22 protein-coding genes are annotated in these 24,720 nt (G+C 45.7%); 17 read left to right on the top strand and 5 right to left on the bottom strand.

The window, feature by feature from the left end:
* Window positions 1-49: 49 nt before the first annotated feature.
* The gene (locus ACQSGY_RS03615) at window positions 50-667 is read right to left on the bottom strand and encodes a TetR/AcrR family transcriptional regulator (RefSeq protein WP_427050699.1); all 618 of its coding nucleotides are present in this window, start codon (window positions 665-667) and stop codon (window positions 50-52) included.
* A 965-nt stretch (window positions 668-1,632) separates the two neighbouring features.
* Here ACQSGY_RS03615 and ACQSGY_RS03610 point away from each other — a divergent pair.
* Window positions 1,633-2,877: a saccharopine dehydrogenase family protein gene (locus ACQSGY_RS03610; RefSeq protein WP_216513877.1), complete on the top strand. Its 1,245-nt coding sequence runs from the start codon at window positions 1,633-1,635 to the stop codon at window positions 2,875-2,877.
* Between the two features lies 1 nt (window position 2,878).
* The gene (gene nspC / locus ACQSGY_RS03605; protein ID WP_427050698.1) at window positions 2,879-4,006 is read left to right on the top strand and encodes a carboxynorspermidine decarboxylase; all 1,128 of its coding nucleotides are present in this window, start codon (window positions 2,879-2,881) and stop codon (window positions 4,004-4,006) included.
* 128 nt (window positions 4,007-4,134) lie between these two features.
* On the opposite strand, the gene ACQSGY_RS03600 is transcribed toward nspC, so the two are convergent.
* Window positions 4,135-4,917 carry an SDR family NAD(P)-dependent oxidoreductase gene (locus ACQSGY_RS03600; protein ID WP_427050697.1) on the bottom strand — a complete coding sequence of 261 codons (783 nt, stop codon included), beginning with the start codon at window positions 4,915-4,917 and terminating at the stop codon, window positions 4,135-4,137.
* Window positions 4,918-5,030: 113 nt separating this feature from the next.
* On the opposite strand from ACQSGY_RS03600, the gene ACQSGY_RS03595 reads away from it, so the two are divergent.
* A complete protein-coding gene (locus ACQSGY_RS03595; RefSeq protein ID WP_427050696.1) occupies window positions 5,031-5,387 on the top strand; it encodes a MerR family transcriptional regulator in 357 nt (118 codons plus the stop codon).
* A 141-nt stretch (window positions 5,388-5,528) separates the two neighbouring features.
* Window positions 5,529-6,401 (top strand): YitT family protein, encoded by an 873-nt coding sequence (locus ACQSGY_RS03590; RefSeq protein WP_145402370.1) that lies wholly within the window; start codon window positions 5,529-5,531, stop codon window positions 6,399-6,401.
* Between the two features lie 96 nt (window positions 6,402-6,497).
* Here ACQSGY_RS03590 and ACQSGY_RS03585 read toward each other — a convergent pair whose 3' ends face one another.
* Complete coding sequence (locus ACQSGY_RS03585) at window positions 6,498-7,142, bottom strand: cyclase family protein (RefSeq protein ID WP_427050695.1); 645 nt, start codon at window positions 7,140-7,142, stop codon at window positions 6,498-6,500.
* Between the two features lie 148 nt (window positions 7,143-7,290).
* On the opposite strand from ACQSGY_RS03585, the gene ACQSGY_RS03580 reads away from it, so the two are divergent.
* The 3 genes from ACQSGY_RS03580 (at window position 7,291) to ACQSGY_RS03570 (ending at window position 10,297) form a co-directional block, all read left to right on the top strand.
* Window positions 7,291-7,488, top strand: coding sequence for a hypothetical protein (locus ACQSGY_RS03580; protein WP_111268858.1), 198 nt, complete (start codon window positions 7,291-7,293; stop codon window positions 7,486-7,488).
* 222 nt (window positions 7,489-7,710) lie between these two features.
* Window positions 7,711-8,844, top strand: a complete 1,134-nt coding sequence (locus ACQSGY_RS03575) for a serine hydrolase domain-containing protein (protein ID WP_427050694.1) — start codon at window positions 7,711-7,713, stop codon at window positions 8,842-8,844.
* 310 nt (window positions 8,845-9,154) lie between these two features.
* Window positions 9,155-10,297, top strand: a complete 1,143-nt coding sequence (locus ACQSGY_RS03570; protein ID WP_427050693.1) for a DUF4309 domain-containing protein — start codon at window positions 9,155-9,157, stop codon at window positions 10,295-10,297.
* A 45-nt stretch (window positions 10,298-10,342) separates the two neighbouring features.
* Here ACQSGY_RS03570 and ACQSGY_RS03565 read toward each other — a convergent pair whose 3' ends face one another.
* Window positions 10,343-11,416, bottom strand: coding sequence for a DMT family transporter (locus tag ACQSGY_RS03565; protein ID WP_427050692.1), 1,074 nt, complete (start codon window positions 11,414-11,416; stop codon window positions 10,343-10,345).
* 263 nt (window positions 11,417-11,679) lie between these two features.
* Here ACQSGY_RS03565 and ACQSGY_RS03560 point away from each other — a divergent pair, with 263 nt between their 5' ends.
* The 9 genes from ACQSGY_RS03560 to glyA all read left to right on the top strand — a co-directional run bounded on the left by ACQSGY_RS03560 (window position 11,680) and on the right by glyA (window position 20,884).
* Entirely contained in the window at window positions 11,680-12,657 is a 978-nt protein-coding gene (locus ACQSGY_RS03560) for a LacI family DNA-binding transcriptional regulator (protein ID WP_427050691.1), read from the top strand.
* 4 nt (window positions 12,658-12,661) lie between these two features.
* Window positions 12,662-13,540, top strand: a complete 879-nt coding sequence (gene rbsK, locus ACQSGY_RS03555; RefSeq protein ID WP_427050855.1) for a ribokinase — start codon at window positions 12,662-12,664, stop codon at window positions 13,538-13,540.
* A 69-nt stretch (window positions 13,541-13,609) separates the two neighbouring features.
* Complete coding sequence (rbsD, locus tag ACQSGY_RS03550) at window positions 13,610-14,011, top strand: D-ribose pyranase (RefSeq protein WP_427050690.1); 402 nt, start codon at window positions 13,610-13,612, stop codon at window positions 14,009-14,011.
* Window positions 14,012-14,028: 17 nt separating this feature from the next.
* Window positions 14,029-15,510, top strand: coding sequence for a sugar ABC transporter ATP-binding protein (locus tag ACQSGY_RS03545; protein ID WP_427050689.1), 1,482 nt, complete (start codon window positions 14,029-14,031; stop codon window positions 15,508-15,510).
* A 10-nt stretch (window positions 15,511-15,520) separates the two neighbouring features.
* A complete protein-coding gene (locus ACQSGY_RS03540) occupies window positions 15,521-16,483 on the top strand; it encodes an ABC transporter permease subunit (protein ID WP_373288458.1) in 963 nt (320 codons plus the stop codon).
* Window positions 16,484-16,498: 15 nt separating this feature from the next.
* Window positions 16,499-17,431: a ribose ABC transporter substrate-binding protein RbsB gene (rbsB, locus tag ACQSGY_RS03535; RefSeq protein WP_427050688.1), complete on the top strand. Its 933-nt coding sequence runs from the start codon at window positions 16,499-16,501 to the stop codon at window positions 17,429-17,431.
* A 197-nt stretch (window positions 17,432-17,628) separates the two neighbouring features.
* Window positions 17,629-18,372 carry a YggS family pyridoxal phosphate-dependent enzyme gene (locus ACQSGY_RS03530; protein ID WP_427050687.1) on the top strand — a complete coding sequence of 248 codons (744 nt, stop codon included), beginning with the start codon at window positions 17,629-17,631 and terminating at the stop codon, window positions 18,370-18,372.
* A 20-nt stretch (window positions 18,373-18,392) separates the two neighbouring features.
* The gene (locus tag ACQSGY_RS03525) at window positions 18,393-19,598 is read left to right on the top strand and encodes a benzoate/H(+) symporter BenE family transporter (protein ID WP_427050686.1); all 1,206 of its coding nucleotides are present in this window, start codon (window positions 18,393-18,395) and stop codon (window positions 19,596-19,598) included.
* 26 nt (window positions 19,599-19,624) lie between these two features.
* On the top strand, window positions 19,625-20,884 hold the full coding sequence (gene glyA, locus ACQSGY_RS03520; RefSeq protein WP_427050685.1) for a serine hydroxymethyltransferase: 1,260 nt from the start codon (window positions 19,625-19,627) through the stop codon (window positions 20,882-20,884).
* A gap of 64 nt (window positions 20,885-20,948) precedes the next feature.
* Here the strand turns inward: glyA and ACQSGY_RS03515 are convergent, their stop codons facing one another.
* Window positions 20,949-22,379: a PLP-dependent aminotransferase family protein gene (locus tag ACQSGY_RS03515; RefSeq protein WP_427050684.1), complete on the bottom strand. Its 1,431-nt coding sequence runs from the start codon at window positions 22,377-22,379 to the stop codon at window positions 20,949-20,951.
* A gap of 252 nt (window positions 22,380-22,631) precedes the next feature.
* On the opposite strand from ACQSGY_RS03515, the gene ACQSGY_RS03510 reads away from it, so the two are divergent.
* On the top strand, window positions 22,632-24,707 hold the full coding sequence (locus ACQSGY_RS03510) for a serine hydrolase domain-containing protein (protein WP_427050683.1): 2,076 nt from the start codon (window positions 22,632-22,634) through the stop codon (window positions 24,705-24,707).
* The last annotated feature ends 13 nt before the right edge of the window (window positions 24,708-24,720 follow it).

Below are 24,720 nucleotides of genomic sequence, written 5' to 3'. Positions count from 1 at the left end.
GCATTTACGATGATGGATTATTAAAAGGGTAGGGCAGAAATGGAAAAGGTTAAAACCCTTTTCGCAAATGATCAAACACCGTTTCCATAAACTGTTCAAACGGGACTGCATCGGAGGCAGCGTTGGCAGCGATCTGCTGCCCGGGCAAACGCACATTCAGTCTCCCCTCAATCAAGGGCAGCACGGTGCCATAGATTGCGCTGATCAGCAAGTACGTATAAATTTCGTCGTATTGTCCGTTTGATAGGTCAAGCAAAGTATCCTGAGCCTGAGTCTGCAGACGGTGCATCGCAGCCAAATAATGAGGTTCAAGCACGGGATAGGTTCGGGACAAAATGACAAGTTGATGCAGTCTGCCAATCAATTCGGACGTGAGCTGCATTTTAACCAGTTCATACATAATCTCCAGCAATGTGGCATGGTCCGGAATCTGGGTGAGCAGATGTTCCAGCTCAGCTGTATTCGGCACGGACAGGGCTCCTAGTGCAACCGCTTCTTCCTTGCATGTAAAGTAGTTGGCAAATGTTCTACGCGAACATCCGACCTGCTGCACGATATCTTCTACCGTGAACCCGTCGAGTCCATGCTCTAGCGTCAGGTTAAAAGCGACTCCGGCGAGTGCTTTTTCCGTGGCTTCTTTTTTTAAATGTCGCAACGTTCGTTTCATAATGGTATACCGCCTATGCGTTCGCCTCCTTGGGATGGATTAAAAGAGAATAAATGGTTGTTTCATTTGTGAAAATAATCATAACAACAATTTGCTCATTGTGCAAATTTACTCATTGTGCAATGTTTTTCGTGGATGAATATCCAATAAAAATTTATGAATATACATTGAGATTCAGTTGGGATTGCACAAAAGTATTTATGCAATCAATACATATCATTAATATGGAACATTACAATTCCGCGAAAGGGTAAATTAAAAGCACATGGGTATTCGTTTAGCTTCGATGACGTATACAAAGGATGGGAGACAAACGGAGAGTATATTTATACAAAGATGCGTTTTGACGTATCCATTCCATTTTCCATCCTCAATAAACAAAAAAAATTAATTTTAAAATATCCCTTGATTTTTAGAGAAACGTCTGATAGTGTAATACCTGTGATTTTGGAAAGTTGATTTATCAATATGAATTGGAGCTTTCCAGCAGATAATTTTTGACCACTTCCATCAGGGAGTTAAGGCCATACGGACAGCCGGGTCAAATGCCGATTGGCAACTTCTGTTGCCTTATTGATTGAGTTCAAAGCTCAAATTTTATAAGTTGGTTACTTTACAACCAGTGCATCTGCACATCAACTTGTGAAACGGTCAATAAGAGTGGTAAAGGCGAATTATTTGCTATATAGACTCTGATCCAATATTGATATACATGAAGGAGCTTTCCGCCGAAGGAGTTCTTGTGGACTTTTTTGGTCATGGAGTCTTCACGTCTTTTTTATGATGTATATCGACAAGCAAGTGTGATGGTGTGCGCAAATGCGACATTTTTCACCTTGCTTTTTTTATTGTATCCGGAGCGGGTGGACGTTGCATAATGAAACAATACAACTGCGAACGTCTTGGAATTTTACGAAAAAACAAAAACAAAAAAATCCTAATTATGGGGATAGGAGAATGAGAACATGGGAAAAGCACTAATCATCGGCGCCGGCGGCGTGGCTTCTGTAGCAGTACACAAATGCGTTCAAAATAGCGAGGTTTTTGAAGAAATCTGTATCGCAAGCCGTACGAAATCCAAATGCGACGAACTGAAAGCAAAGCTGGATGGCGGCAAAACTAAAATCTCGACTGCTCAAGTAGACGCTGACAACGTGGATGAACTGATCGCTTTGATCAATGAGTTCCAACCAGATATCGTAATGAACCTTGCGCTGCCATACCAAGACTTGACAATCATGGATGCGTGCCTGGCTACAAAAACACACTACATGGATACAGCAAACTATGAGCCGGAAGATACGGCGAAATTCGAATATAGCTGGCAGTGGGATTACAAAGAGCGTTTCGAAAAAGCGGGTATCACTGCACTGCTGGGCAGCGGATTCGATCCGGGTGTAACAGGCGTATTCTCTGCATACGCATTGAAGCACTATTTTGACGAAATCGAATATATTGATATCCTCGACTGCAACGGCGGCGATCACGGTTACCCGTTTGCTACCAACTTCAACCCGGAGATCAACATTCGTGAAGTTTCTGCGAACGGAAGATATTGGGAGAACGGTGAATGGATCGAAACGAAACCGATGGAAATCAAACGTGTCTATGACTTCAAAGAAGTGGGCGAAAAAGACATGTACCTGTTGTATCACGAAGAGCTGGAGTCTCTCGCGAAAAACATCCCTGGCTTGAAACGTATCCGTTTCTTCATGACATTTGGTCAAAGCTACCTGACTCACTTGAAAGCTCTGGAAAACGTTGGCATGACTTCAATCGAGCCAATCGAATTCGAAGGTAAACAAATCATTCCTTTGCAGTTCCTGAAAGCTGTTCTGCCTGATCCGGCGTCCCTTGGACCTCGTACTGTAGGTAAAACAAACATCGGTTGTATCTTTAAAGGTAAAAAAGATGGTCAAGACAAAACGTATTATGTGTACAACATCTGTGACCACCAGGAGTGCTACAAAGAAGTTGGCTCCCAAGCAATCTCTTACACTACAGGTGTTCCGGCAATGATCGGCGCAGCGATGGTGATGACAGGCAAATGGAACAAACCAGGCGTATACAACGTGGAAGAGTTCAACCCGGATCCGTTCATGGAAGAACTGAACAAATGGGGCCTTCCTTGGGTAGAAGACTTCAACCCGGTTCTTGTTGATGCACTGCCGGAAGAGTCCAAAGCGAAAGAATCGGAGCTTGTTCGCTAACATGCGATTTGAACAGCTGCCTACGCCTTGTTTTGTTGTTGACGAAGCTCTAATTGAGAAAAACTTGAAAATCCTGAACGGTGTAATGCAGCGTACAGGTGCAAAAATCGTACTCGCACAGAAGGCATTTTCCATGACGGCGATGTATCCGCTGATTGGAGAATACTTGAGCGGCGCGACCGCGAGCGGCTTGTATGAAGCACGTCTCGGACATGAAGAGATGGGCAAAGAAAATCATGTTTTTGCCCCCGCGTATCGTGAGGAAGAGATGGATGAGATTATTTCGATCTGTGATCACATCATCTTTAACTCCTTCTCGCAGCTGGCGAAATTCAAGGATAAAGCACTGCAGGCTGGCCGTAAGGTTGGTTTGCGTGTGAACCCGGAATGCTCCACGCAGGAGGGACACGAGATCTATGATCCGTGTTCTCCAGGTTCGCGTTTCGGCGCAAAGCAGGAGGATTTCCGTGCAGAGCTGCTTGAAGGGGTATCTGGACTGCATTTCCACACACTGTGCCAGCAAAACTCGGACGATCTGGAGACAACGCTGAATGCTGTTGTTGAGAAGTTCGGACAGTGGCTGCCGCAGATGGAATGGATTAACTTTGGCGGGGGACATCATATTACCCGTGAAGATTACGACATTCCAAGACTGGAAGCATGCATTAAACGGATGCAAAATGATTACGGTTTGGAAGTGTATCTGGAGCCGGGAGAAGCAGTTGCACTGAACGCAGGTTACCTTGTAACGTCTGTACTGGATTTCCACAAAAACGGAATGGACATCGCCATTCTGGACACGTCTGCGACATGCCATATGCCGGATGTGCTTGAGATGCCATACCGCCCGCCGCTGATCGGTTCAGGTGAAGCGGGTGAGAAGCCTCATCTGTATCGTCTGGGTGGCCAAACATGTCTGTCTGGCGACGTCATTGGCGACTACTCCTTCGATGAGCCTTTGAAAGAAGGCGACCGTCTTGTATTTGAAGACATGGCGATCTACTCCATGGTTAAAACAAATACGTTCAACGGCATGCCACTGCCAGCGATTGCGGTGAAACGCAAAGACGGCGATTGCGAAGTCGTTCGTGAATTCGGATATCAGGATTTCAAAATGCGCCTGGCTTAATTCTTTATTATATATCCTAAAATTATAGAGATATTACAATAGCGATAATCGTATGCAGTACAAAATAAAAAGGCTGTCCAAGGTCACAACTTCGTGTGACCGGAGGACAGCCTTTTTTGCTATTCGTATTATTCGTTTGAATCGACAGGCTTGCTTGCTGCTCTTGCGGCATAAGGAAAAACAGGGTCTTTCAGTTCAAAATCATAGGTTAGACCATTCACTAGGCCGACAACATATTGGCTATCATAGAGGTCTAGCAAAAATCCAGCCATCTGCTCCGCAGTATGGAACTTGGGTACACGTCCTTCATATTCAAACTGATCCAGATCAAAGGCACGTTCGGCAAATTCAGTTTCTGTGGCAGCAGGGGCAAGCACTTTAGCTTGCATCGGTACATTTTTGCTTTTCAATTCCTGTGCCAGACCTTCGGTAAATGCACTTACATAAAATTTGGTTGCGCAGTATGTTACCGCATCAGCGACGATGGTATACCCTCCTCCTGAAGAGATGTTAATAATCTGGGTCCCTGGAACCTCGGCATAATCTCGAACATACAGGGTGGAGAGGATCGTAAGAGCTTCGATATTTAGATGAAGCATTTGTTCAATTTTGGGCAGATGCTGTTCACCGACCGAAGCAAAGTTGCCAAAGCCTGCGTTGTTAATCCACGTTTCAATGGAGTAATCCTTCAAACCTTCATAAAAGGCATGTACTTCTGTAGCAATGGACAGATCCACGGTTCGGATTACAACATCCAACTGCGGATAAAGTTCAGCTATTTTATTTTTTAACGAATTCAATGCTTCTGTTCTGCGGGCAGCTAAAATAAGATGTTTGCCTCTGGCTGCAAAAGCCAAAGCGGCTTCATATCCGATACCTGAGCTTGCACCGGTAATAACGGTATATTTCATATGAATTCCTCCTGGGATCAATTCAATCTATATTGTGGGATGACCACGATTTGATTATACTGATTAGAGTTTACTCTAAGTCAAGCACACAATTTCAGGAGGTGAAAACAACAATGCATACTATCGGAGAAGTTGCCGAGATGTTAGGTATTAGCGCACATACGCTGCGTTATTATGAGAAGGAACAGATCATCATCCCTCTGCGTGATGCCAGTGGAGACAGACGATACAACGAGTCACATCTGAAATGGCTGCAGTTTGTCATCAAATTAAAGGAAACACAGATGCCGATTGCTGTAATCAAGCAGTATGCTTCATTATTTCAGCAAGGTGAGCATACCGCCGCTGAACGGCTGAAGCTGCTGGAGGACCACAAGAAGTCAGTGGAGCAGCAGATGAATACACTCCATGCGGCGAATGAAATGCTGGAGCTTAAAATTATAGCATATCGCTCATTTATCGGGAAATAATGTAAGGAGGTCAAATACGATGAGCAGACTAACCTGGGTTTTGCAATGACCTTCTATTGCCAAATGTGTGATTTTTGTTATAGACTATTTTTTATGTTTATTGATATTTAGCTGTTTATCGTTCACCAAGGGGGAAAAGGAATGCATCAACACAAAGCGCACAAATCAAACCAGCTTAAAATCCTCTCCAAAGCTCTGCTCATCATTATTGGAGGATTCATCACGGCGTATGGCCTGGAGGCCATACTGATTCCAAACAAGGTATCCGATGGTGGTGTTACGGGTCTGAGTATCGTTGGCTCAAATTTGTTCGGATTACCGCTTGGATTATTGATCGGACTGTTAAACATTCCGTTTGTATGGCTCGGATACAAGCAAATTGGTAAAAGTTTTGCGCTGTACTCCGTGATTGGTATTGCGTCACTTGCCATCAGCGCCAGTCTCATGCACCATGTGCCGACGATCATTGAAGGGGACACACTGTTGGTTACGGTTGTGGGCGGTATCATTATCGGTTTTGGTATGGGTCTCGCACTGCGTAACGGCGGAGCACTGGATGGGATCGATATGCTGGCCGTGTTGTTATCCCGTAAGCTGCCGTTCGGAACGAGTGACCTGATTTTGTTCCTGAACATGTTTGTATTTATCGTTGTTTCAACCGTATTTGGCTTGCAAGGCGCTATTTTGTCTGGATTGGCATACTTTATTGCTTCCAAAGTAATACATATCGTCGAGGAAGGTTTGAGCGGTTCCAAGACGTTCAAAATCATTACGACCCAACCTGAAATTATGGTAGAGACCATTCGTGACCGGCTTGGACGCGGAGCAACGTATACCGATGCGTATGGCGGTTATTCCAACGAGCAGTTCAAGGAAATTACATGTGTAATCAACCGGATGGAAGAGAGTAAAATCAAGGATATCATTAATGAGATCGACCCTGCAGCCTTTGTTGTTGTCTACGACGTAGCCGAAGTGAAGGGCGGAAATTTCAAGAAGAAGGATATTCACTAAGAACAAGCGTTGATAAGAGTAACCCTCTTGTCGGCGCTTTTTCTTATTTTTTAAAACTAGAATCAATCAGTCAACCAATTAATAACCAGCCAAGCGTTAATCTTCTGTAAAAACAGTAGCAAAGCTGCTGTCGACGCCTTCGATATACAGAGGGATAGCGTAAACTTTCGTAATGTGGGAAAGGTCTTGATTCAGATTGAGATCCTCAATGACGAGAATGTACTTGCCATCCACCCGGTCTTTGCCCAGAATCGTTTGATGGAAAGCAATGGCTTCGTCCGGATGATTCGCTGCACCAGCGGAAATCATATCAATGCCAATAGCACGCAAGGAGTCAAAAATCATCAGATAACGTGCTGCGGAGGAGGATAATCCGGGATTGTGATTAGCATACCTTTCAGGATCAGATGAGCGGATTTTGCCAAAACCCGTGCGAATAAGCAGCAGATCCACCCCAGCGATTTGATGTTCAAAAGGCTGCAGATCAGCTTTGGTGATCAACTCATCATCCCTTTTAGGAATATCAATAATGACAGGGAGGGTAAAAATAAAATTGTCAATCGCAATCTCACTGATTTTCTTTCCTTGAGGATTAAAGTGCCATGGGGCATCAATATGTGTTCCGTCATGATTAAGGCTTGTGATGACAAACTGGTTATACGGATCACCTTGAGCGATACTGGCCTGCTGCTGGATCACGACTGGAGGATTATCTTTGTATACCGGCGTGTTTACGCTCAAAGGATAAGACAAGAGAAGGCGCTTCATTTTTGGCGTTAGCTCCTTTCGTGGCGCATTGACTTGTATTACTTGCATAAGCAGGGCGTCTGTATGGAAAACTTAAGTAGTGTGAAGAAATACATGACATTTCAATAAGGAGGTTAGCGAGATGACAAAGCAAGACCCGCAGGAACTTTTGAAGCAGAAGCACGAACAGGACGAGCACAAAAGACAATTCACCAATTTCTCCCGCAACGTATCCGGTCATAGTGAGATGGAAGCAGGCCAGGAATTCAGTCAGGATCATGTGACGGATGACCAGAACCGTATGAAATCGGTTGAGAATAGACGAGCTTATCCAAATTAATGTGCAAATACGATGGTAAGGTTATAAGCTGGTCCAGTTATGGATCAGCTTTTTGCTATTTGAATTGCTATACTTCACCTAACGAAATTAACATTTAATCAAGCTGGTCAACAGGTCAAAAAGGTCGTATAGTAGTATATGTTAAATGGAAGAGAAGTATATTTCGCTAAGTGCTCTTGAAGGGCACAAACCAAACAATTTTACATATAAGGATGGGGAAATATGGACTTTACACCGGTTGCTTCATTAATTGATCGCTTAACATCATGGAGAGTCCCATGGGCAGAAGTACTTGTTATGCATCATAACGAAATCGTTTTCCAGTATCGGAAGGGTTTCGAAAATGTGGAGGAAAAGACGCCCATTCGGGAGAACGCGATCTTTAATCTGTACTCCATGACCAAGATCATGACTTGTGTGGCTGCGCTGCAGCTGGTTGAAAAAGGGGATATTCTTTTACTCGACCCACTGTCTCAATATTTACCTGAATTTGCAGAAATGCAGGTAAAGAAGGCACTGCCCAATGGCGAAGTTTACTATGAGAAAGCGGCCAGACCGATCACGGTACGTGATCTGTTTACGATGACTGCGGGCTTTTCATATGATATCCACGCGCCAAGTATCAAAGAAGCGGTGGAACGTACCCACGGAAAACTGCCTACACGGGAGTTTGCGAGAGCTTTGGCGAAGGAACCGCTGATGTTTGAGCCAGGTACACACTGGAATTACAGCATGTGTCATGATGTGCTTGGTGCACTGGTGGAAGTGGTAAGTGGTAAACGATTCGGCACATATTTGCAGGATGAGATTATTCAACCGCTTGGCATGTATGACACTACTTTTGATCTGAAGGAAGAGCAGCAGTCTCGCTTGATTCCGCAATACCTTTTTGATGAACAGCAAGATAAAGCGGTACGGATGGATGGCAATGGCTTCCGTGTAGGTACAGAACTGGATAGTGGCGGTGCGGGATTGTTATCCACCGTGAATGATTATGCCAAGTTCCTGAATGCACTGACCGGATTTGGTACAAGTCCTGAAGGCGTGCGAATTTTATCCCGGGCTTCCGTGGAGCTCATGAGAGCCGATCATCTTAACGAGATGACACGGCCTGACTTTTCATGGGATCATATGTATGGTTACGGCTATGGTCTCGGCGTTCGTACACATATCTCCCCAGCAGGCAGTGGATCACTGAGCCCGGTTGGTGAATTTGGATGGGCCGGTGCGGCCGGCTGTATGGCCATTATAGACCCGGATTCCGGGCTGACAGTGATGTATGCGCAGCATCTGTTGAACAGCCAGGAGCATTATGTGCATCGTCGTTTGCGTAATGCGATTTATTCTTGTCTGTAAGCTAGTTTAATCGCTGATGGTGTATTCCCCAACCCTGCTGTAAAGATCAGCGGGGTTTATTCTTTTTTAATGACACTTCATTTGCAAATAAGTATTTAATGATTTCTTTGTCAGAAAAGATATGTTATCCTAACATAGGTAATTGGAACTAGAGGGAGAAGTTTCCTGGCCATAAAATAATATAAGGGGGATAGTGCAAAGCAAAATAACATCGTTTGAAAGCAAGAACATGAAGTTTTATACAGTGTTTGTAGAAAGCAAAAGAAGCAGTTTATTTCAAATTTTAATGATACATAAAGGAGTTCTTAAGATGACTTATTGGAAAAATCAGAAGATATGGGCGTTCCTGACGCTTTTGCCCTTGGTTACGACGTTCCTCTCGGCTTTGTTTCTGCTTCCAGGCACAGCTGCGGCAAAAGGAGAGCAAATTGCTGCCGATCAGTTGAAGCAACAGAGTAGACTTTCGTTTACACTACGAGATGCACAGCAGACTGCATATACGGTTTATATTTTTGCCGATGACGAAGAAGCTAGCACATTAATCGGGCCAGATAGCCAGACAAAAAATAAAGCTGGAGATGTCAGTTATTCCGGTACATATCGTGCAGCACTTCTCAAGTCTGGAGCCTCATTCGGAACGGTGCAGAATGTTAAATTGGAATTGGATAAGATTATATTACCTCAAAATTGGAATTTTGTAGTAAATAGTAAGGAGAATGGTATTCCTGATCTTTTGATGATTACAGAGTGGGGTGCATCAAATGTAAATATGATTAAAACGTTTGTAATTCAATCGGGTGATTTGAAGCGTGTAAATTATTTTCAGCACAATGGCAAATCCATAGGGAACTCTTTTATTGCGATGAGAGATGGGGGTATTCGGGCACTGTCAGGTGGTCGTGTACAGTTCAGGTATTATAATAATGCGCAGGGTATTTACGAATTTTATACCTTTAAAATTAATGCAAAGCAATTACAGATGCGTCTCGATGATATTCGAAATCAAAAGGTTGCAGATTGGCCTAATTCTGGAGTCGGGAATCGTGCTTACCTGAAGAGTCTCAAGGATGCTGCCTCCAAAGGACAGCTACCTGGACGGACAGATATTACAACAGGCCTGACGTTGCAAACGGTGCAAAAGAAACTGGGTAAACCTAAATCCAAATCAAATGGAGAGTGGGGTGCTTTATACAATTATGCTAACTTTGGTATCGGATTTGATTCCTACCTGCATGAATTGAAAAGCAACTCTCGCGTTTCCGTCATTGAGCTTTACAATGAGAAGCAGTATCTTTCTCCTGGTAACATAAAGATGTGGCTCGGAAAACCGTCTGAGGAATATTACAATGAAGCCGTTGGCGGATACGAGATGATATATAAATGGGGTAAACATGGTATTATGTTTAATTATGAAGAAAAAGAAGACTTGATTGATTACACTGTCATTTTCTAATTTCAGCAGACATAATCGTGTTGTTACAGTATAAAAAGCCGCTAATTAGCGGCTTTTTGTCATTCGAAGTGAGTTTACCCGGTTCACCAGATAAATGCCTACGGAGACCAACACTAACGCGACCAGATTTTTCATTTCCCAGATAGTTTCGCCCAGAAATAGTGCAGACAACAGTGCGCCAAAGATGGGAATCAGGAAGTTATACACGGATACCTTGCCGACCTTGTTGTATTTCAGCAGCACATTCCATAAACAGAAGGCCACAGAAGATAACAACGCCAGATACACGAGATTCATCGTGGATTCCCATGTAAAATGAGTAACTTGACCGCCTAACGAGAGCCCCAGCAGAGTTAGTACCAATCCGCCTACCAGCAGGCTCACACCTGTAATCATCATAACATCAATAGCCGCTGTTAAACGCTTCGCGTAGATGGCTGTAATTGAAAATACCAACGCTGCCATAATGATGAATCCTTCTCCAGTAAAAGAGAAAGAGAATGTAAGCAGGTCTGAATGAAAGTTTACGATAATAACACCGATGAATCCGAGCACACAGCCAATCACTTTGTTGCGGCTCAGCTTGTCGTTTTTATAAATAAAATGCGCCAGTACAACACTGAAAAACGTCGTGGTTGCGTTCATGATGGAGCCTTTGACACCTGTTGTATTCGCGACGCCTACATAGAAAAACATATATTGCAGTCCCGTTTGCAGCACGCCGAGTATACTCAAGCTTGCCCATTCACGTCCGCTAAGCTTCAACCTGCGTCTGAAACCGACACGATATAATAGCAGGAGCAATGTACCCGCCAGGCTGAAACGATAACCGGCAAAAACGTATTTTGATGCGATATCTTCGGGCAAAATATGAAAAGCAACATATCCGAGCTTGATGGAAGGGTAGGCGCTTCCCCATAACAGGCAGCACAGAGCAGCAATTAGCATTACGATAATGGGATCGCTGAATTTGCTCCGCGGTTGTTCCAGCCCTCTATGGTCTGCGTTCGCTGCCTCAGTCGATTCGTTCGCAAGTGGGGCATTAGCTGCTTTTGCTGTGGAACTTTCGACTCTTGCTGAGCTTTCGATTGTTACTGTTCTTTCTGTTCTTTCGATCACACTTAATCTTCTCCTCGCTTATTGTGCAGAACGATATGTATGTAAAAAACAAAATATCATGCCTTATAGACCATATCATAAAATGCAGCGTTTGTGTTGGGAGAAAACAGGGTAAGGAGCCTTTATCATCCCGGCTTGCAATGAGAGTGTAGCTTCGTAAAAGCGAAGTTGGGACTTAATTCCAGTTAAAGATAGCTTGCTAAACGACAAAGAATGTGATAATTTATGTCTGTAACCGGTTACACATAAGGAGAACATATTCCATGACAACGATAAAAGATGTAGCGAATCTGGCTGGTGTCTCGGTAGCCACTGTGTCCAGAGTGATTAATGACAGAGGTTATGTGCATGCCGACACACGTAAAAAAGTGGAAGATGCAGTTAAAGCACTTCACTTTTCTCCAAACGAAGTGGCACGCTCACTGTACACACGCAAGTCGAAACTGATTGGGCTGCTGCTGCCCGACATTGCCAATCCGTACTTTCCTCAGCTCGCACGAGGTGTGGAGGATCGGATGCAGGAGCAGGACTATCGATTGATATTTGGTAATAGTGATGAGGATGAGCGGAAGGAGCAGGATTACATCCAGACGTTCATCCAGAATAACGTGGTGGGTGTGATCTCGTCCACCAATTATCCTCACTCTTCAATATATGAAAAGCTGAAGATTCCCGTCGTATTTCTGGACAGAACTTCACTGGATCGCCCTTCGGTATATGCCGATGGCAGAGAAGGTGGCAGACTGGCCGCAAAGGAAATCATTGAACGGGGCAGCAAGCGAATTACCGTTATGCAAGGACCTTCACATATTAGACCGGCTCAAGATCGGTTTGAAGGTGCAATTGAAATTATAAGAGAAGCTGGGCTCAACTATGAGATCGTTCAAACCACCTCGTTTTCATTTAATGAAGCGGGAATGTGGGCAGAGGAGCTCTTCAGAGAGTACCCTGATACGGATGGCGTAATTGCCAGTAACGATATTGCGGCAATGGCCGTACTGCATGAAGCTTATCGCATAGGCAAGAACGTACCAGACGATGTGCAGGTCATCGGGTTTGACGATATCCCCATGAGTGGTTTGTTGTCGCCAGCATTGTCCACGATCCGTCAGCCAGCATATGAGATGGGCCGGGAAGCGGCCGGATTACTTATTCAATTAGTAGAGCAAAATAAGCTGGAGAATAAAAACATACAGTTGCCCGTGTCCTTTATTGAACGGGGGACAACAAGAAAGGTGTGAAATGATGGCTAACATATGTGTAATTGGCAGCAGTTCAATAGATCTGGTGGTGACTTCTTCGAGAAGACCGGGCGCAGGAGAAACCGTGCTTGGTCAGAGCTTCAAAACGGTTCCTGGCGGCAAAGGTGCAAATCAGGCCGTTGCGGCGGCCCGCCTGGGTGCGGAAGTGGTGATGATTGGTCGAGTAGGTGATGATACCTTCGGTACAGATATTTTAGAGAACTTCAAGGCGAATCATGTTAATACAAGCTATGTGAAACCGGTTACACATTGCGAGAGCGGCACAGCTCATATCATATTGGCTGAGGGAGATAATAGCATTGTAGTGGTCGAAGCGGCTAATCGTGAAGTTACACCTGCATATGTTGACGAGGCTGCCGAAGCGATTCGTCATGCAGACATCGTGTTGATTCAACAGGAGATTCCAGAAGAAACGGTAATTCATGTCAGCCAATTGTGTGCTGAATACCAGACGCCATTGCTGCTCAATCCGGCTCCAGCACGGGAGGTTCCACAAGAGGTAATCGACAATGCATCCTACATTACACCAAATGAGCATGAGGCGGAAATCTTGTTCAAGGGCATGAAGCCTGCTGAGGCATTACGTCAATATCCGAACAAGCTGTTTATTACGGAAGGCAGCAAGGGTGTCCGCTATTTTGACGGTAATGAAGAGGTTCTCGTTCCAACGTATAAAGTCGAAGCCGTAGATACAACAGGTGCTGGTGATACCTTTAATGCAGCATTTGCAGTGGCTTTGGCTGAAGGCAATTCCATTCAGGACAGTGTGCGTTTTGCGAATCGGGCGGCGTCGTTATCCGTAACCAAGTTTGGTGCACAGGGCGGCATGCCAACCCGGAACGAAGTAGAAGCTAGTCTGTAAGAAGAAGCTGAACATAGATTTCTAGTGAAATAGATGAGATTTTGCGAAAAAGATAAAGGGGAACTTGCAATGAAGAAAAACGGCATCCTGAACAGTCATATTTCAAAAATATTATCTGATCTCGGGCACACGGACCGGATTGCCATTGCGGATGCGGGCTTGCCCGTTCCGGATGGCGTGCTCAAGATTGATCTGGCACTCAAGCTCGGTACACCGAGCTTCCGTGAAGTACTGGACGTTATTGCGGAAGACATGGTCATTGAAAAAGTGATCGTAGCAAGTGAAATTCATGAAGGGAATCTGCAGACACTTGCCTACTTGAAAGAGAAGTTTGAGTCGAAGGCCATTGATGACAGCTTGGACCATGAACAATTCAAAGCCTTAACCCGGCAGGTAAAGGCGGTTATTCGCACAGGCGAGGCTACGCCGTATGCCAATTGCATTTTACAATCGGGAGTAAATTTCGGTTAAAAGGAGGCACCATAACCATGCACATTCAGATGCATAACATTCATAAAGCGTTTGGCACCAACCAAGTGTTAAGCGGCGTGGATTTTGATCTAAAAGAAGGTGAGGTTCATGCCCTGATGGGGGAAAACGGCGCTGGCAAATCCACGCTCATGAACATTCTGATTGGCCTGCACCAGCGTGATCAAGGAACGATTGAGATTGACGGCAAGGAAACGTATTTTGGCAGTCCAAAGGAAGCAGAGCAGCTTGGCCTTACGTTTATTCATCAGGAGCTGAATGTGTGGCCGGAGATGACGGTGCTGGATAATCTGTTTATCGGCAAGGAGATATCCTCCTCCACGGGATTGCTGAACACCAGACAAATGAAAGCGCTTGCCGTAGAACAGTTTGCCAAATTGTCTGTAGATATCCCGCTGGAACGTCCTGCCGGGGAGTGCTCTGTCGGGCAGCAGCAGATGATCGAGATTGCGAAAGCATTGATGACCGATGCAAAAGTGATCATTATGGACGAGCCTACGGCGGCTTTGACGGAGCGAGAGATTCAGAAGCTGTTTGAGGTGATTCGTTCCTTGCAAAAGAACGGTGTCTCCATCGTATATATCTCTCACCGAATGGAGGAAATCTTCACGATCTGTGATCGCATTACGATTATGCGTGATGGGCGAACCGTGGATACCAAAGCCATTCCCGAGACCAACTTTGATGAGGTCGTGCGCAAGATGGTAGGCCGCGAGCTTACAGAGCGTTATCCGGCGCGCAATCCGAAATATGGCGATGTTGTGCTTGAGGTGCGCAACGCAAGCCGGAAGGGTTTGTTTGAAAATATCAGCTTTGACGTCAAAGCAGGGGAGGTGCTCGGATTTTCCGGACTGATGGGTTCAGGCCGCACAGAGATGATGAGAGCGATCTTTGGGCTCGATCGTTTGGATCACGGGGACATTATACTGCGCGGGAAAAAGGTAAACATCCGCAAGCCGTCAGATGCGGTGAAGCATGGCATCGGTTTTATTACCGAAGACCGGAAGGATGAAGGGCTGGTGCTCGATTTTTCCATCCGTGAAAATATGGCATTAACGAACTTGTTCAGCTTTTCAAGCAAAGGTTTCATCTCCACTGCCAAGGAACAGGAATTTGTGGACACACTGATCAAACGGCTTCAAATTAAAACACAATCCTCGGAAACAGCGGCCCGGAACTTGTCCGGGGGGAACCAGCAGAAGGTTGTCATTGCCAAATGGGTAGGTATTGGTCCGAGTGTTCTCATTCTGGACGAGCCTACGCGTGGGGTAGATGTTGGCGCGAAGCGTGAAATCTATCAGCTCATGAACGAACTGACGGATCGCGGGGTGGCTATCATCATGGTTTCGTCTGAGCTGCCTGAAGTGCTCGGGATGAGCGATCGTATTGCGGTGGTCCATGAAGGTCACATTACCGGCGTGCTGCCGAAGGAAGAAGCGACACAGGAACATATTATGACTTTAGCTACAGGGGGACAGTAACATGACAACGATGCAGGAAAATAAAACAGCCAAAAGCGGCTTCCGCTTCTCAGGTGTAACGCAGAAACTCGGACCATTACTCGGATTAATCATTCTGATTGTTATTGTTTCCGTGCTGAATCCCAGCTTTTTGGAACCGCTTAATATTCTGAACCTGCTGCGCCAGGTTTCCATTAATGCGTTGATAGCATTTGGTATGACGTTTGTTATTCTCACTGGCGGGATTGACCTGTCGGTTGGTTCTATTCTTGCCTTATCCAGTGCGTTCGTAGCCAATATGATGTTATCCGGTCTTGATCCGATTCTGTCGATCATTATCGGGGTTGCGCTGGGTGGTGTAATGGGTATGGTAAACGGACTTATGATTACGAAGGGCAATATGGCACCGTTTATTGCAACACTCGCAACGATGACTATTTTTAGAGGTCTGACGCTGGTATATACCAATGGTAATCCGATCACAGGTCTTGGTGACAGCCTGCTGTTCCAGTTGTTCGGACGTGGATATCTGCTAGGCATTCCAGTTCCAGCTATTACGATGCTGATTACGTTTGTTATTCTCTGGACCATCCTGCATAAAACGGCCTTCGGCCGCAAAACGTACGCCATCGGCGGTAATGAAAAAGCTTCGATTATTTCGGGTATCAAGGTTTCCCGTGTCAAAATTATGATCTACTCCCTCGCAGGTATGCTGGCCGCGCTGGCAGGTGCAATCCTGACCTCGCGTCTGAACTCTGCTCAGCCTACGGCGGGTACTTCTTACGAGCTGGATGCCATCGCGGCGGTTGTACTTGGGGGAACAAGCCTTTCCGGGGGCCGTGGACGCATTGTAGGTACATTAATAGGTGTACTGATTATCGGTGTCCTGAATAACGGTCTGAACCTGCTTGGTGTGAACTCCTTCTACCAGATGGTTGTGAAGGGTGTCGTAATTGCCATCGCCGTCCTGCTGGACCGCAAGAAAACCGCATAAGGGAGAGAATTCAACATGAAAAAATGGACATTAACATTTGTAAGCATGATACTGATTGTTGTGCTAGCCGGATGCTCACTGGAGCCACCGGGCTGGGCGAAACCGAAGGCAGCCGGGGGCAAGGAACAGAAAAAAATCGGCTTGTCGATCTCTACACTGAACAACCCGTTCTTTGTATCCTTAAAAGATGGTGTTGTGGCTGAAGCGCAGAAACAAGGCATTCAGGTTGTGGTCGTGGATGCACAGAACGACTCAGCGAAACAGACCAATGATGTGGATGATCTTATTCAACAGGGTGTAGATGCCTTGCTGATTAACCCGGCCGATTCTGCGGCGATCTCGACAGCTGTGCAATCTGCCAATACGGTAGGCATTCCGGTGATTACACTTGACCGTTCGGCAGATAAAGGGGACGTTGCAGCACTTGTCGCTTCCGATAATGCAAAGGGTGGCCGCATGGCAGCGGAATATATCGTGAAACAGCTGGGCGAAGGCGCCAAAGTTATTGAACTTGAAGGTGTACCGGGGGCATCGGCGACAAGGGAGCGCGGCAAAGGATTTCATGAAATTGCAGACCAGAAGCTTGACGTGGTTGCCAAACAATCTGCTGACTTCGACCGTTCCAAAGGTTTGAATGTCATGGAAAACCTGCTGCAAGGCAATCCGGATGTACAGGCGGTATTTGCTCATAATGACGAGATGGCACTTGGCGCGATTGAAGCCATTCAAAGCTCGGGTAAAGATATCCCGGTGATCGGATTTGACGGTAATGATGATGCCATTAAATCGATTCAGGATGGCAAACTCACGGCAACCGTAGCTCAGCAGCCTGAGCTGATTGGACAGCTTGCGCTGCAAGCGGCACTCGATGTACTGAGCGGGAAACAGGTGGAGAAATCCATCCCGGCTGAATTGAAGCTGGTGACGAAGGAAAATGTGAATCAATAAAACAAGCATTGTATATGTAAAAAAAATCTTGTTCTGGCTGAGTTATCCGGAGCGGGATTTTTTTGCTTTACTCCAAACTCCAAACACGATTCGGACAATATGGATTGCTCTATTCATATGTTTTTGGATATACATAATCAATCCATTCATTGTTATACTGACGTAACGAAAACGGTGGACAGAAAGGAGCAGGATGCATGGGCAATACAGTGGAGGAAAATTTGAAGACAGTCAGGCAGCAGATTGCGTTGGCTTGCGAGGGCTCTGGACGAAATGTAGCAGATATTCAGCTGCTCTTGGCAACCAAAACGGTGCCGCTGGAGAAGTTACATATGGCTGTTCAAGCAGGTGAACAGCTGTTTGGAGAAAACAAGGTGCAGGAACTTCGAGACAAGTATCCTCTGATGCAGCAATCCAATGACTTGGAATGGCATTTTATCGGACATCTGCAGACGAATAAAGTAAAGGAGGTCGTGAAATATGTGACCATGATCCACTCCGTGGATCGTCTGAAGCTCGGGCAGGTTTTGCATGACCAGCTTGTGAAAGAAAATCGCACGATGGATATCCTTGTTCAGATTAACACGTCCTATGAGGATAGTAAATTTGGAGCTTCTCCAGAAACAGCGTTAGAGTTGGTTGAAGCGTTATCTCAATTCGATACTCTACACATCAAAGGGCTAATGACCATTGGAAAATTGAATGCCACAAACGATGAAACTCGGCAGTGTTTTCGTTTATTGAAACAGCTCAGTACCCAGATCCAAGAGAGAAATATTCCACATGTAGAAATGAAACATTTATCGATGGGCATGTCCGGTGATTTCAGTATCGCGATTGAAGAGGGAGCGACCATCGTTCGTGTGGGAACCAATGTATTTGGCCCACGTTATCTGCCCGATGAATATTACTGGAACGAACATAAAAAGATAGAAGATTAGTTGAGGGGCAGGGGTTTACATTGAAAACAGCATCTAATAGAATTCGCGGGCGCGATCTAATATCACCAGTGACCGCGGCTTTAATTTCTGTAATTGTCAATTATGGAGGGACCTTCATTCTTGTGTTTCAAGCGGCCAAAGCAGCAGGGTTAAGCCCGGAAATGACTGCGTCCTGGATATGGTCCATTTCGATTGGCGTCGGGATCACGGGGATTTGGCTTAGTTACCGCTACAAAGAACCTATCATTACTGCGTGGTCTACTCCAGCTGCAGCTTTCCTTGTCTCTATGCTGGCTGTAACACCTTATTCTGAAGCCGTAGGTGCTTATATGATATCCGCCGTTGGTTTTATCATTTTGGGCATGTCTGGTTTGTTCGAACGGTTCGTTCGATTAATCCCGCCAGGGATCGCTTCTGGTTTACTTGCAGGCATTTTACTCCAGTTTGGTATCTCCGCGTTTGAAGGGGCCATGGTCGAACCTGTACTGGTTATTCTGCTGTTCACCGCCTATATCGTGTTAAAACGGTTTACATCTCGCTATGCAATCGTTGGTATATTGGTTCTCGGCTTGATCTACCTGGTAATTATGGGGAAAACCGATTTTAGCTCCATTCAGCTCGCAGTTGCTTTACCTGTATTCACTGCGCCTGAATTCTCAATTCAAGCATTGCTCGGCGTGGCCCTGCCGTTATTTATTATTACGCTGACGGGACAGTACATGCCAGGTATGCTGGTTCTCCGCAATGATGGTTTTCGCACCAGTGCCAACCCTATATTAACGGTAACCGGCCTGGGTTCACTTATCGCTGCACCATTCGGCTCACATGCATTTAACGTGGCAGCCATTACCGCAGCCATATGCACGGGGAAAGATGCGCATGAGGATGCGTCCAAGCGTTATATTGCGGGCATTGCCTGCGGAGTCTTCTACATAACTGTCGGAATTTTCGGCGTGACCTTAGCCGCATTATTTTTAATTCTTCCAGCAGCATTTATCGCTACATTAGCGGGCTTGGCTTTGCTTGGAACGATCGGCGGCAGCCTGGCTAACGCTCTGGCGGACCCGAATGGACGGGAGACGGCATTAATTACATTTTTAGCTACAGCCGCTAATGTAACTTTGTTTGGCATCGGCGGTGCATTTTGGGGACTTGTGGCTGGAGTCATGGCGCATCTTCTAATTCATCAACAATTTGCTAAAAAACAACTTGGAACGAATGGTTAAGAAACAAGGAAGGGATGATGATCAGGATGTTAAAACATATAGAGAGTCAAGATAAAACTGTGGCAGCAGCAACCCGTCACGAGCTTGCAAGACAGCGGGATACGATAGAACTGATTGCTTCAGAAAATTTTGTGAGCCAAGCCGTAATGGAGGCCACAGCCAGCGTATTAACCAATAAATATGCAGAGGGCTATTCGGGCAGAAGATATTATGGTGGCTGCGAGCATGTTGATACGGTAGAGGATATTGCTAATCATCGCCTGAAACAACTATTTGGTGCTGAACATGCAAACGTACAGCCTCATTCCGGTTCACAGGCGAATATGGCTGTATATCTGGCCTCGGTCGAGATGGGGGATACGATTCTCGGAATGAATCTTGCTCAAGGCGGTCATCTGACACATGGAAGTCTTGTTAATTTTTCGGGAAGATTTTATCACTTTGTTCCCTATGGTGTCGATCCGGAAACAGGTCTTATTGACTTTGACGAAGTTCGAAAACTGGCACACAAACATCGTCCACGAATGATCGTTGCAGGCGGAAGTGCATACCCGAGGCGCATTGAATTTGAGCTTTTTGCTCAAATTGCTTCCGAAGTGGGGGCATTACTTTTTGTAGATATGGCACATATCGCGGGCATTGTTGCAGCGGGATTACATCCTAACCCCGTACCGCACGCGCATATTGTATCAACCACGACACATAAGACGCTGCGAGGTCCGCGTGGAGGTGCTATTTTGTGTAAAGAATCCTGGGCACAGGCCATCGATAAAGCTGTCTTTCCGGGTACGCAGGGTGGGCCATTTATGCATATTATTGCGGGAAAAGCGGTCGCTTTTGGTGAAGCCATGCAATCCGATTTCACTGTTTATATGAGAAACGTTCTGAATAATGCCAAAGTAATGGCGGAAACGCTGATGAATGAAGGGCTCACTCTAGTTTCTGGAGGTACCGATAATCATCTCATTCTCGTTGATCTGCGCAGCGTTGGCCTTACGGGTAAAGACGCTCAAATGATGCTGGATGAAGCAGGCATCACGGCAAACAAAAATTCGATTCCTCATGATACAGCAGGTCCGTTAGTTACAAGCGGTATTCGGTTCGGAACTCCTGCTATGACAACCAGAGGACTTGGTGCCGGGGAGATGAAAGAAATTGCCGAGCTTATCGCACTTGCATTTAAAAATCCAGCGAACACTAAAGTAAAGCAGCACATATCAGGTTGTGTGCGTGAGATCACATCACGATTTCCTCTGTACGAAGCAGGGGCCTCGTTCACCTCATAAATAGATACAGCCCGTCTGCAATCTTCTTATCGATTTTGGATTGCTGGCGGGCTCTATTCAATGGTTATAATACGGTCCGGGCAAATCGGGAGAGGCCTTCTTCGATTCGTTCCTCATCTACTTTAGCAAAACCTAATACCCACCCCTTACGATCACTCTCCAGACAGTATCTGCTCAGCGGATAAACACAGACACCTTGCCTGCGGGCGGCAGAGGTGATTGCTGCTTCATCACATGACACATCTGCTTCAAGAAGCATATGTAATCCCGTTTCTACTCCGCTTAATCTAAAACGCGAACTAAGACCGAAAGAATGGATGGCTTTGGTCATGACCTCGTGTCTGCGGCGATAAATGTTACGAACCCTTCTCATATGGCGCATAAATTGCCCCCGCTCAATAAAATGATTCAGCGTTAGCTGCTCCATTATGGGTAGATGGCGATAAGTCAGTTCATGAATCTGGGTAAGCCGCTCAACCGCTGCTTGAGGTCCAATAATCGCGGATAAACGTATACCTGGCGCAATCATTTTGGAGAAACTCATCATATAAAGCGTATTCTGAGGCAGTTGACTGAACAAGGTCGGGATCGGGTCTCCACGGTATCTGAATTCGCTATCGTAATCGTCCTCGATAATCCACATTCCACGTTTCCCGGCCAATTGCATGAATTGCTGTCTGCGCGGCTCTGACATGATGATTCCGGTGGCGCATTGGTGCGAAGGGGTGACAAATACGAGCCTGGATTCTGGATGGATGCGATCTACACACAGTCCCTGCTCATCAACAGGTACGGCATCGATCTGCATATTGCGGTATTTCATGGTGGTCCAGGCAGCAGGAAAACCGGGGTCCTCCACGGATACTCTGTCACCTTCGGTCAGAAGTGCCTGAGCAATCAAATCCATGCTGTGCTGTGCTCCTGAAGTTAACAAAATCTGATCAACTTCAATATGGATTCCTCGTTCCAGTGATAAATAACGTTGAATTTGCTCCCGTAATGGCATAAAACCTCTGGCATCGCCATACGACCAGATATCAAGGTTAGGTTCGGCAGACACCTGCAAAAATGATTTCCTCCAGGATTGCGTGAACGTTTCATCCAAGTAAGGCTCGTGCGGGTTGAAATCAATGTCCACCTGCGTTGCATCTCCATCTCCAAACCAGCTCTGCAGCTTGGCAATGGATTCGTGTACTACCGGCAGTACGGGAGGTACAGGCCCGGACGCTGGCTCCTCTTCCAAAGAACGGAGCACTTGAATCGAGCGGCTGACTCTTGTTCCACCGCGACGTGAAGTTACCGTATAACCCCGGCTGAATAATTCCTCGTAAACGATCTGAATTGTAGACCGTGAAACACCGATCAGTACGGCTAACTCACGTGACGGAAGCAGCAGTTCACCTGGAGGCCAGTTCCCGGTTGTAATGTTGTGAATAGCCTGGTCAAGCAGCTGCTGCCAGATCGGACGGTCATCATTTCGGTTCACTTTTAACATCTTAACAACTCCATTGTTGTTGAAATTATGGATTGCATATTATTTAACAATGAAAATATGTCAGGCACTCCATTGTGGGAATACTATCATGATAACGGTTCAAGCTGCAATATTAATCACTGTTAACTATATTTATTTAACTGTTCATCTGAAGTTCATATGAAGTTCGTGGGCAGTTCATTTTCCTCTTCTATACTGGGTTAGGTAACAGCACAACACGACGATCACTGAGCAGAATAGGAGAAGATGAATATGACACGTAAAAAAAGAACCTCTATCATTGCCATGACCTTGGCATTTGCGATGTTAGTTCCCACAGCTGCATATGCAGCTGAAATTCCAGGGAAGCTGGATTATGGGTTAACGCAAAAAGCAGTCACTGCAAAAACGAAAACATTGACCGAAAATTACGGTGTTGCAAGTGTACAGTACGCACTGATCGATGGAGGAGACATTGTTCTCTCTGGACAGACAGGAATCAACGACCCGTCGAATCATGTACCTCTTACGTCAGATACCATGTATGGCATAGGATCAACAAGTAAAATGTTCCTCACAACCGCTGTCATGAAGCTGGTTGATGATGGCAAAGTGAAACTGGACGATCCCGTAATTAACTATATTCCTGAATTTAAAATGAAGGACAAGCGATTTGCTCAAATTACAGTACGTATGCTGTTAAATCATTCATCGGGACTGCTTGGCACATCCAGTAATAGTGCTATTTTATTTGAAGATCCGGACACTCACGCTCATGATACATTACTGCAACAGTTAGCCTCACAGCATTTGAAGGCAGATCCGGGAGCTTATTCGGTTTACAGTAATGACGGGTTTTCTTTAGCCGAGATTCTGGTGGAGCGAGTCAGCGGGTTGAGTTTTACAGAATTCATGCACCGTAATATCACAACGCGTCTTGGCATGAATCATACCAAGACGCCACAAGATTCGCTCGATTTGAATCAAATGGCAGCGACGTACTCCGCCAAGAAAGAACAGCAGCCTTTGGAGACAACCAACATGATTGCTTCAGGCGGCATTTATTCCACAGCCGAGGACTTGGTGAAGCTGTCACAAGTATACACGAATGAGAAGAATGGTGTTCTTTCCAAAGAATCAGCGAAAGCGACCGGACAGGAAGAGTACAAACGGGGAATGTGGCCAGAGGACAGCGATTCGTCTATTGCCTATGGACTGGGATGGGACAGTGTGAACTTGTTTCCTTTTAATCAATACGGGATCAAGGCGTGGACGAAAGGCGGAAATACGATAGCCTATCATTCATCTCTAATCGTATTGCCCGAGCATAACATGGCCGCAGCCGTTACATCATCGGGAGGTTCAAGTTCAACGAATCAATTAATAGCAACGGAGCTCTTACTCGGTGCGCTGGAAGAAAAGAAGCTGATTCCGGAGCGTAAACCGGAGAAATCGCATGGAGTGCCTGTAAAAGCGGATATGCCAAAAGAAGAGATGAATCATTCAGGAATCTATGGCGGCGGAGCCAACATGGTAATGAAACTGGATGTACAGGAGAATGGCCAACTCACGATCTCGATGTTAGCGGCTCCCAATAGTCCGAAACAGACGTACACCTATATTGCTGACGGTTCTTTTGTGAATGAAACAGGTACGGAGAAGGTGAAGTTTGTTAAGGAAGAGAACGGAAATACGTATCTTTGGACACGTTCCTATCAATCGGCACCTGGACTCGGGCAGCTTGCTTCTTCAGAGTATAAGGGGCAGAAGCTGCAAGCGAATCCATTGTCGGACGAAGCCAAAGCTGCGTGGCAAGCGCGTTTTGGTAAAGCGTATGTACTCGTGAATGAAAAACATACCTCGACTCTATATAATACAGCGATGCCGCTTATCCCTATTCAGCTGTTGAGTGAACTGCCAGGCTATATCTACACCAATGCGATTACGGGTGCGGATCAAGCATTGAATCGATTACAAATTCCTGGTGTAGCCGGACGTGATACGATGGAATTTACTTTTTTCAAACAAGACGGTGTGGAATATGTGTCGCAAGGAGGCAACATATATGCCAGCCAGGATATCGTGAAACCGATCTATGCAGGCCAGCAATCGAAAACGACAATTCAAGCGAATGGTTACGCCAGATGGTTCTCTATCCCGACTTCGGCTGGAGGGAAGGAAATGAAAGTGAAGGTCCCTTCAGATGGTTCTTTTGTTGTGTACGATACGAATGGTGCTAGCCTAAATCATAGCGTAGTTAGCGGTCAAACGACAATGGTACTCCCGGAGAAAGGCTACATTGTCTTTGCAGGTGAAGCGGGATCTGTTTTTGAGATTACGTTAAAATAAAGGCTTGAAAATT

Source organism: Paenibacillus sp. TC-CSREp1, assembly GCF_050171015.1.
Classification (GTDB): Bacteria; Bacillota; Bacilli; order Paenibacillales; family Paenibacillaceae; genus Paenibacillus; species Paenibacillus silvae.
This window is presented reverse-complemented; position numbering and strand designations above follow the sequence as displayed.

Bases quoted from the DNA above. Each gene is read 5' to 3' on its own strand.
- rbsB (WP_427050688.1), top strand. From the start codon at position 16,499: ATGAAAAAATGGACATTAACATTTGTAAGCATGATACTGATTGTTGTG.
- ACQSGY_RS03600 (WP_427050697.1), bottom strand. From the start codon at position 4,917: ATGAAATATACCGTTATTACCGGTGCAAGCTCAGGTATCGGATATGAA.
- ACQSGY_RS03610 (WP_216513877.1), top strand. From the start codon at position 1,633: ATGGGAAAAGCACTAATCATCGGCGCCGGCGGCGTGGCTTCTGTAGCA.
- nspC (WP_427050698.1), top strand. From the start codon at position 2,879: ATGCGATTTGAACAGCTGCCTACGCCTTGTTTTGTTGTTGACGAAGCT.
- ACQSGY_RS03515 (WP_427050684.1), bottom strand. From the start codon at position 22,379: ATGTTAAAAGTGAACCGAAATGATGACCGTCCGATCTGGCAGCAGCTG.
- ACQSGY_RS03545 (WP_427050689.1), top strand. From the start codon at position 14,029: ATGCACATTCAGATGCATAACATTCATAAAGCGTTTGGCACCAACCAA.
- ACQSGY_RS03570 (WP_427050693.1), top strand. From the start codon at position 9,155: ATGACTTATTGGAAAAATCAGAAGATATGGGCGTTCCTGACGCTTTTG.
- ACQSGY_RS03590 (WP_145402370.1), top strand. From the start codon at position 5,529: ATGCATCAACACAAAGCGCACAAATCAAACCAGCTTAAAATCCTCTCC.
- ACQSGY_RS03530 (WP_427050687.1), top strand. From the start codon at position 17,629: ATGGGCAATACAGTGGAGGAAAATTTGAAGACAGTCAGGCAGCAGATT.
- ACQSGY_RS03575 (WP_427050694.1), top strand. From the start codon at position 7,711: ATGGACTTTACACCGGTTGCTTCATTAATTGATCGCTTAACATCATGG.
- rbsK (WP_427050855.1), top strand. From the start codon at position 12,662: ATGGCTAACATATGTGTAATTGGCAGCAGTTCAATAGATCTGGTGGTG.
- ACQSGY_RS03595 (WP_427050696.1), top strand. From the start codon at position 5,031: ATGCATACTATCGGAGAAGTTGCCGAGATGTTAGGTATTAGCGCACAT.
- ACQSGY_RS03580 (WP_111268858.1), top strand. From the start codon at position 7,291: ATGACAAAGCAAGACCCGCAGGAACTTTTGAAGCAGAAGCACGAACAG.
- rbsD (WP_427050690.1), top strand. From the start codon at position 13,610: ATGAAGAAAAACGGCATCCTGAACAGTCATATTTCAAAAATATTATCT.
- ACQSGY_RS03540 (WP_373288458.1), top strand. From the start codon at position 15,521: ATGCAGGAAAATAAAACAGCCAAAAGCGGCTTCCGCTTCTCAGGTGTA.
- ACQSGY_RS03615 (WP_427050699.1), bottom strand. From the start codon at position 667: ATGAAACGAACGTTGCGACATTTAAAAAAAGAAGCCACGGAAAAAGCA.
- ACQSGY_RS03560 (WP_427050691.1), top strand. From the start codon at position 11,680: ATGACAACGATAAAAGATGTAGCGAATCTGGCTGGTGTCTCGGTAGCC.
- glyA (WP_427050685.1), top strand. From the start codon at position 19,625: ATGTTAAAACATATAGAGAGTCAAGATAAAACTGTGGCAGCAGCAACC.
- ACQSGY_RS03510 (WP_427050683.1), top strand. From the start codon at position 22,632: ATGACACGTAAAAAAAGAACCTCTATCATTGCCATGACCTTGGCATTT.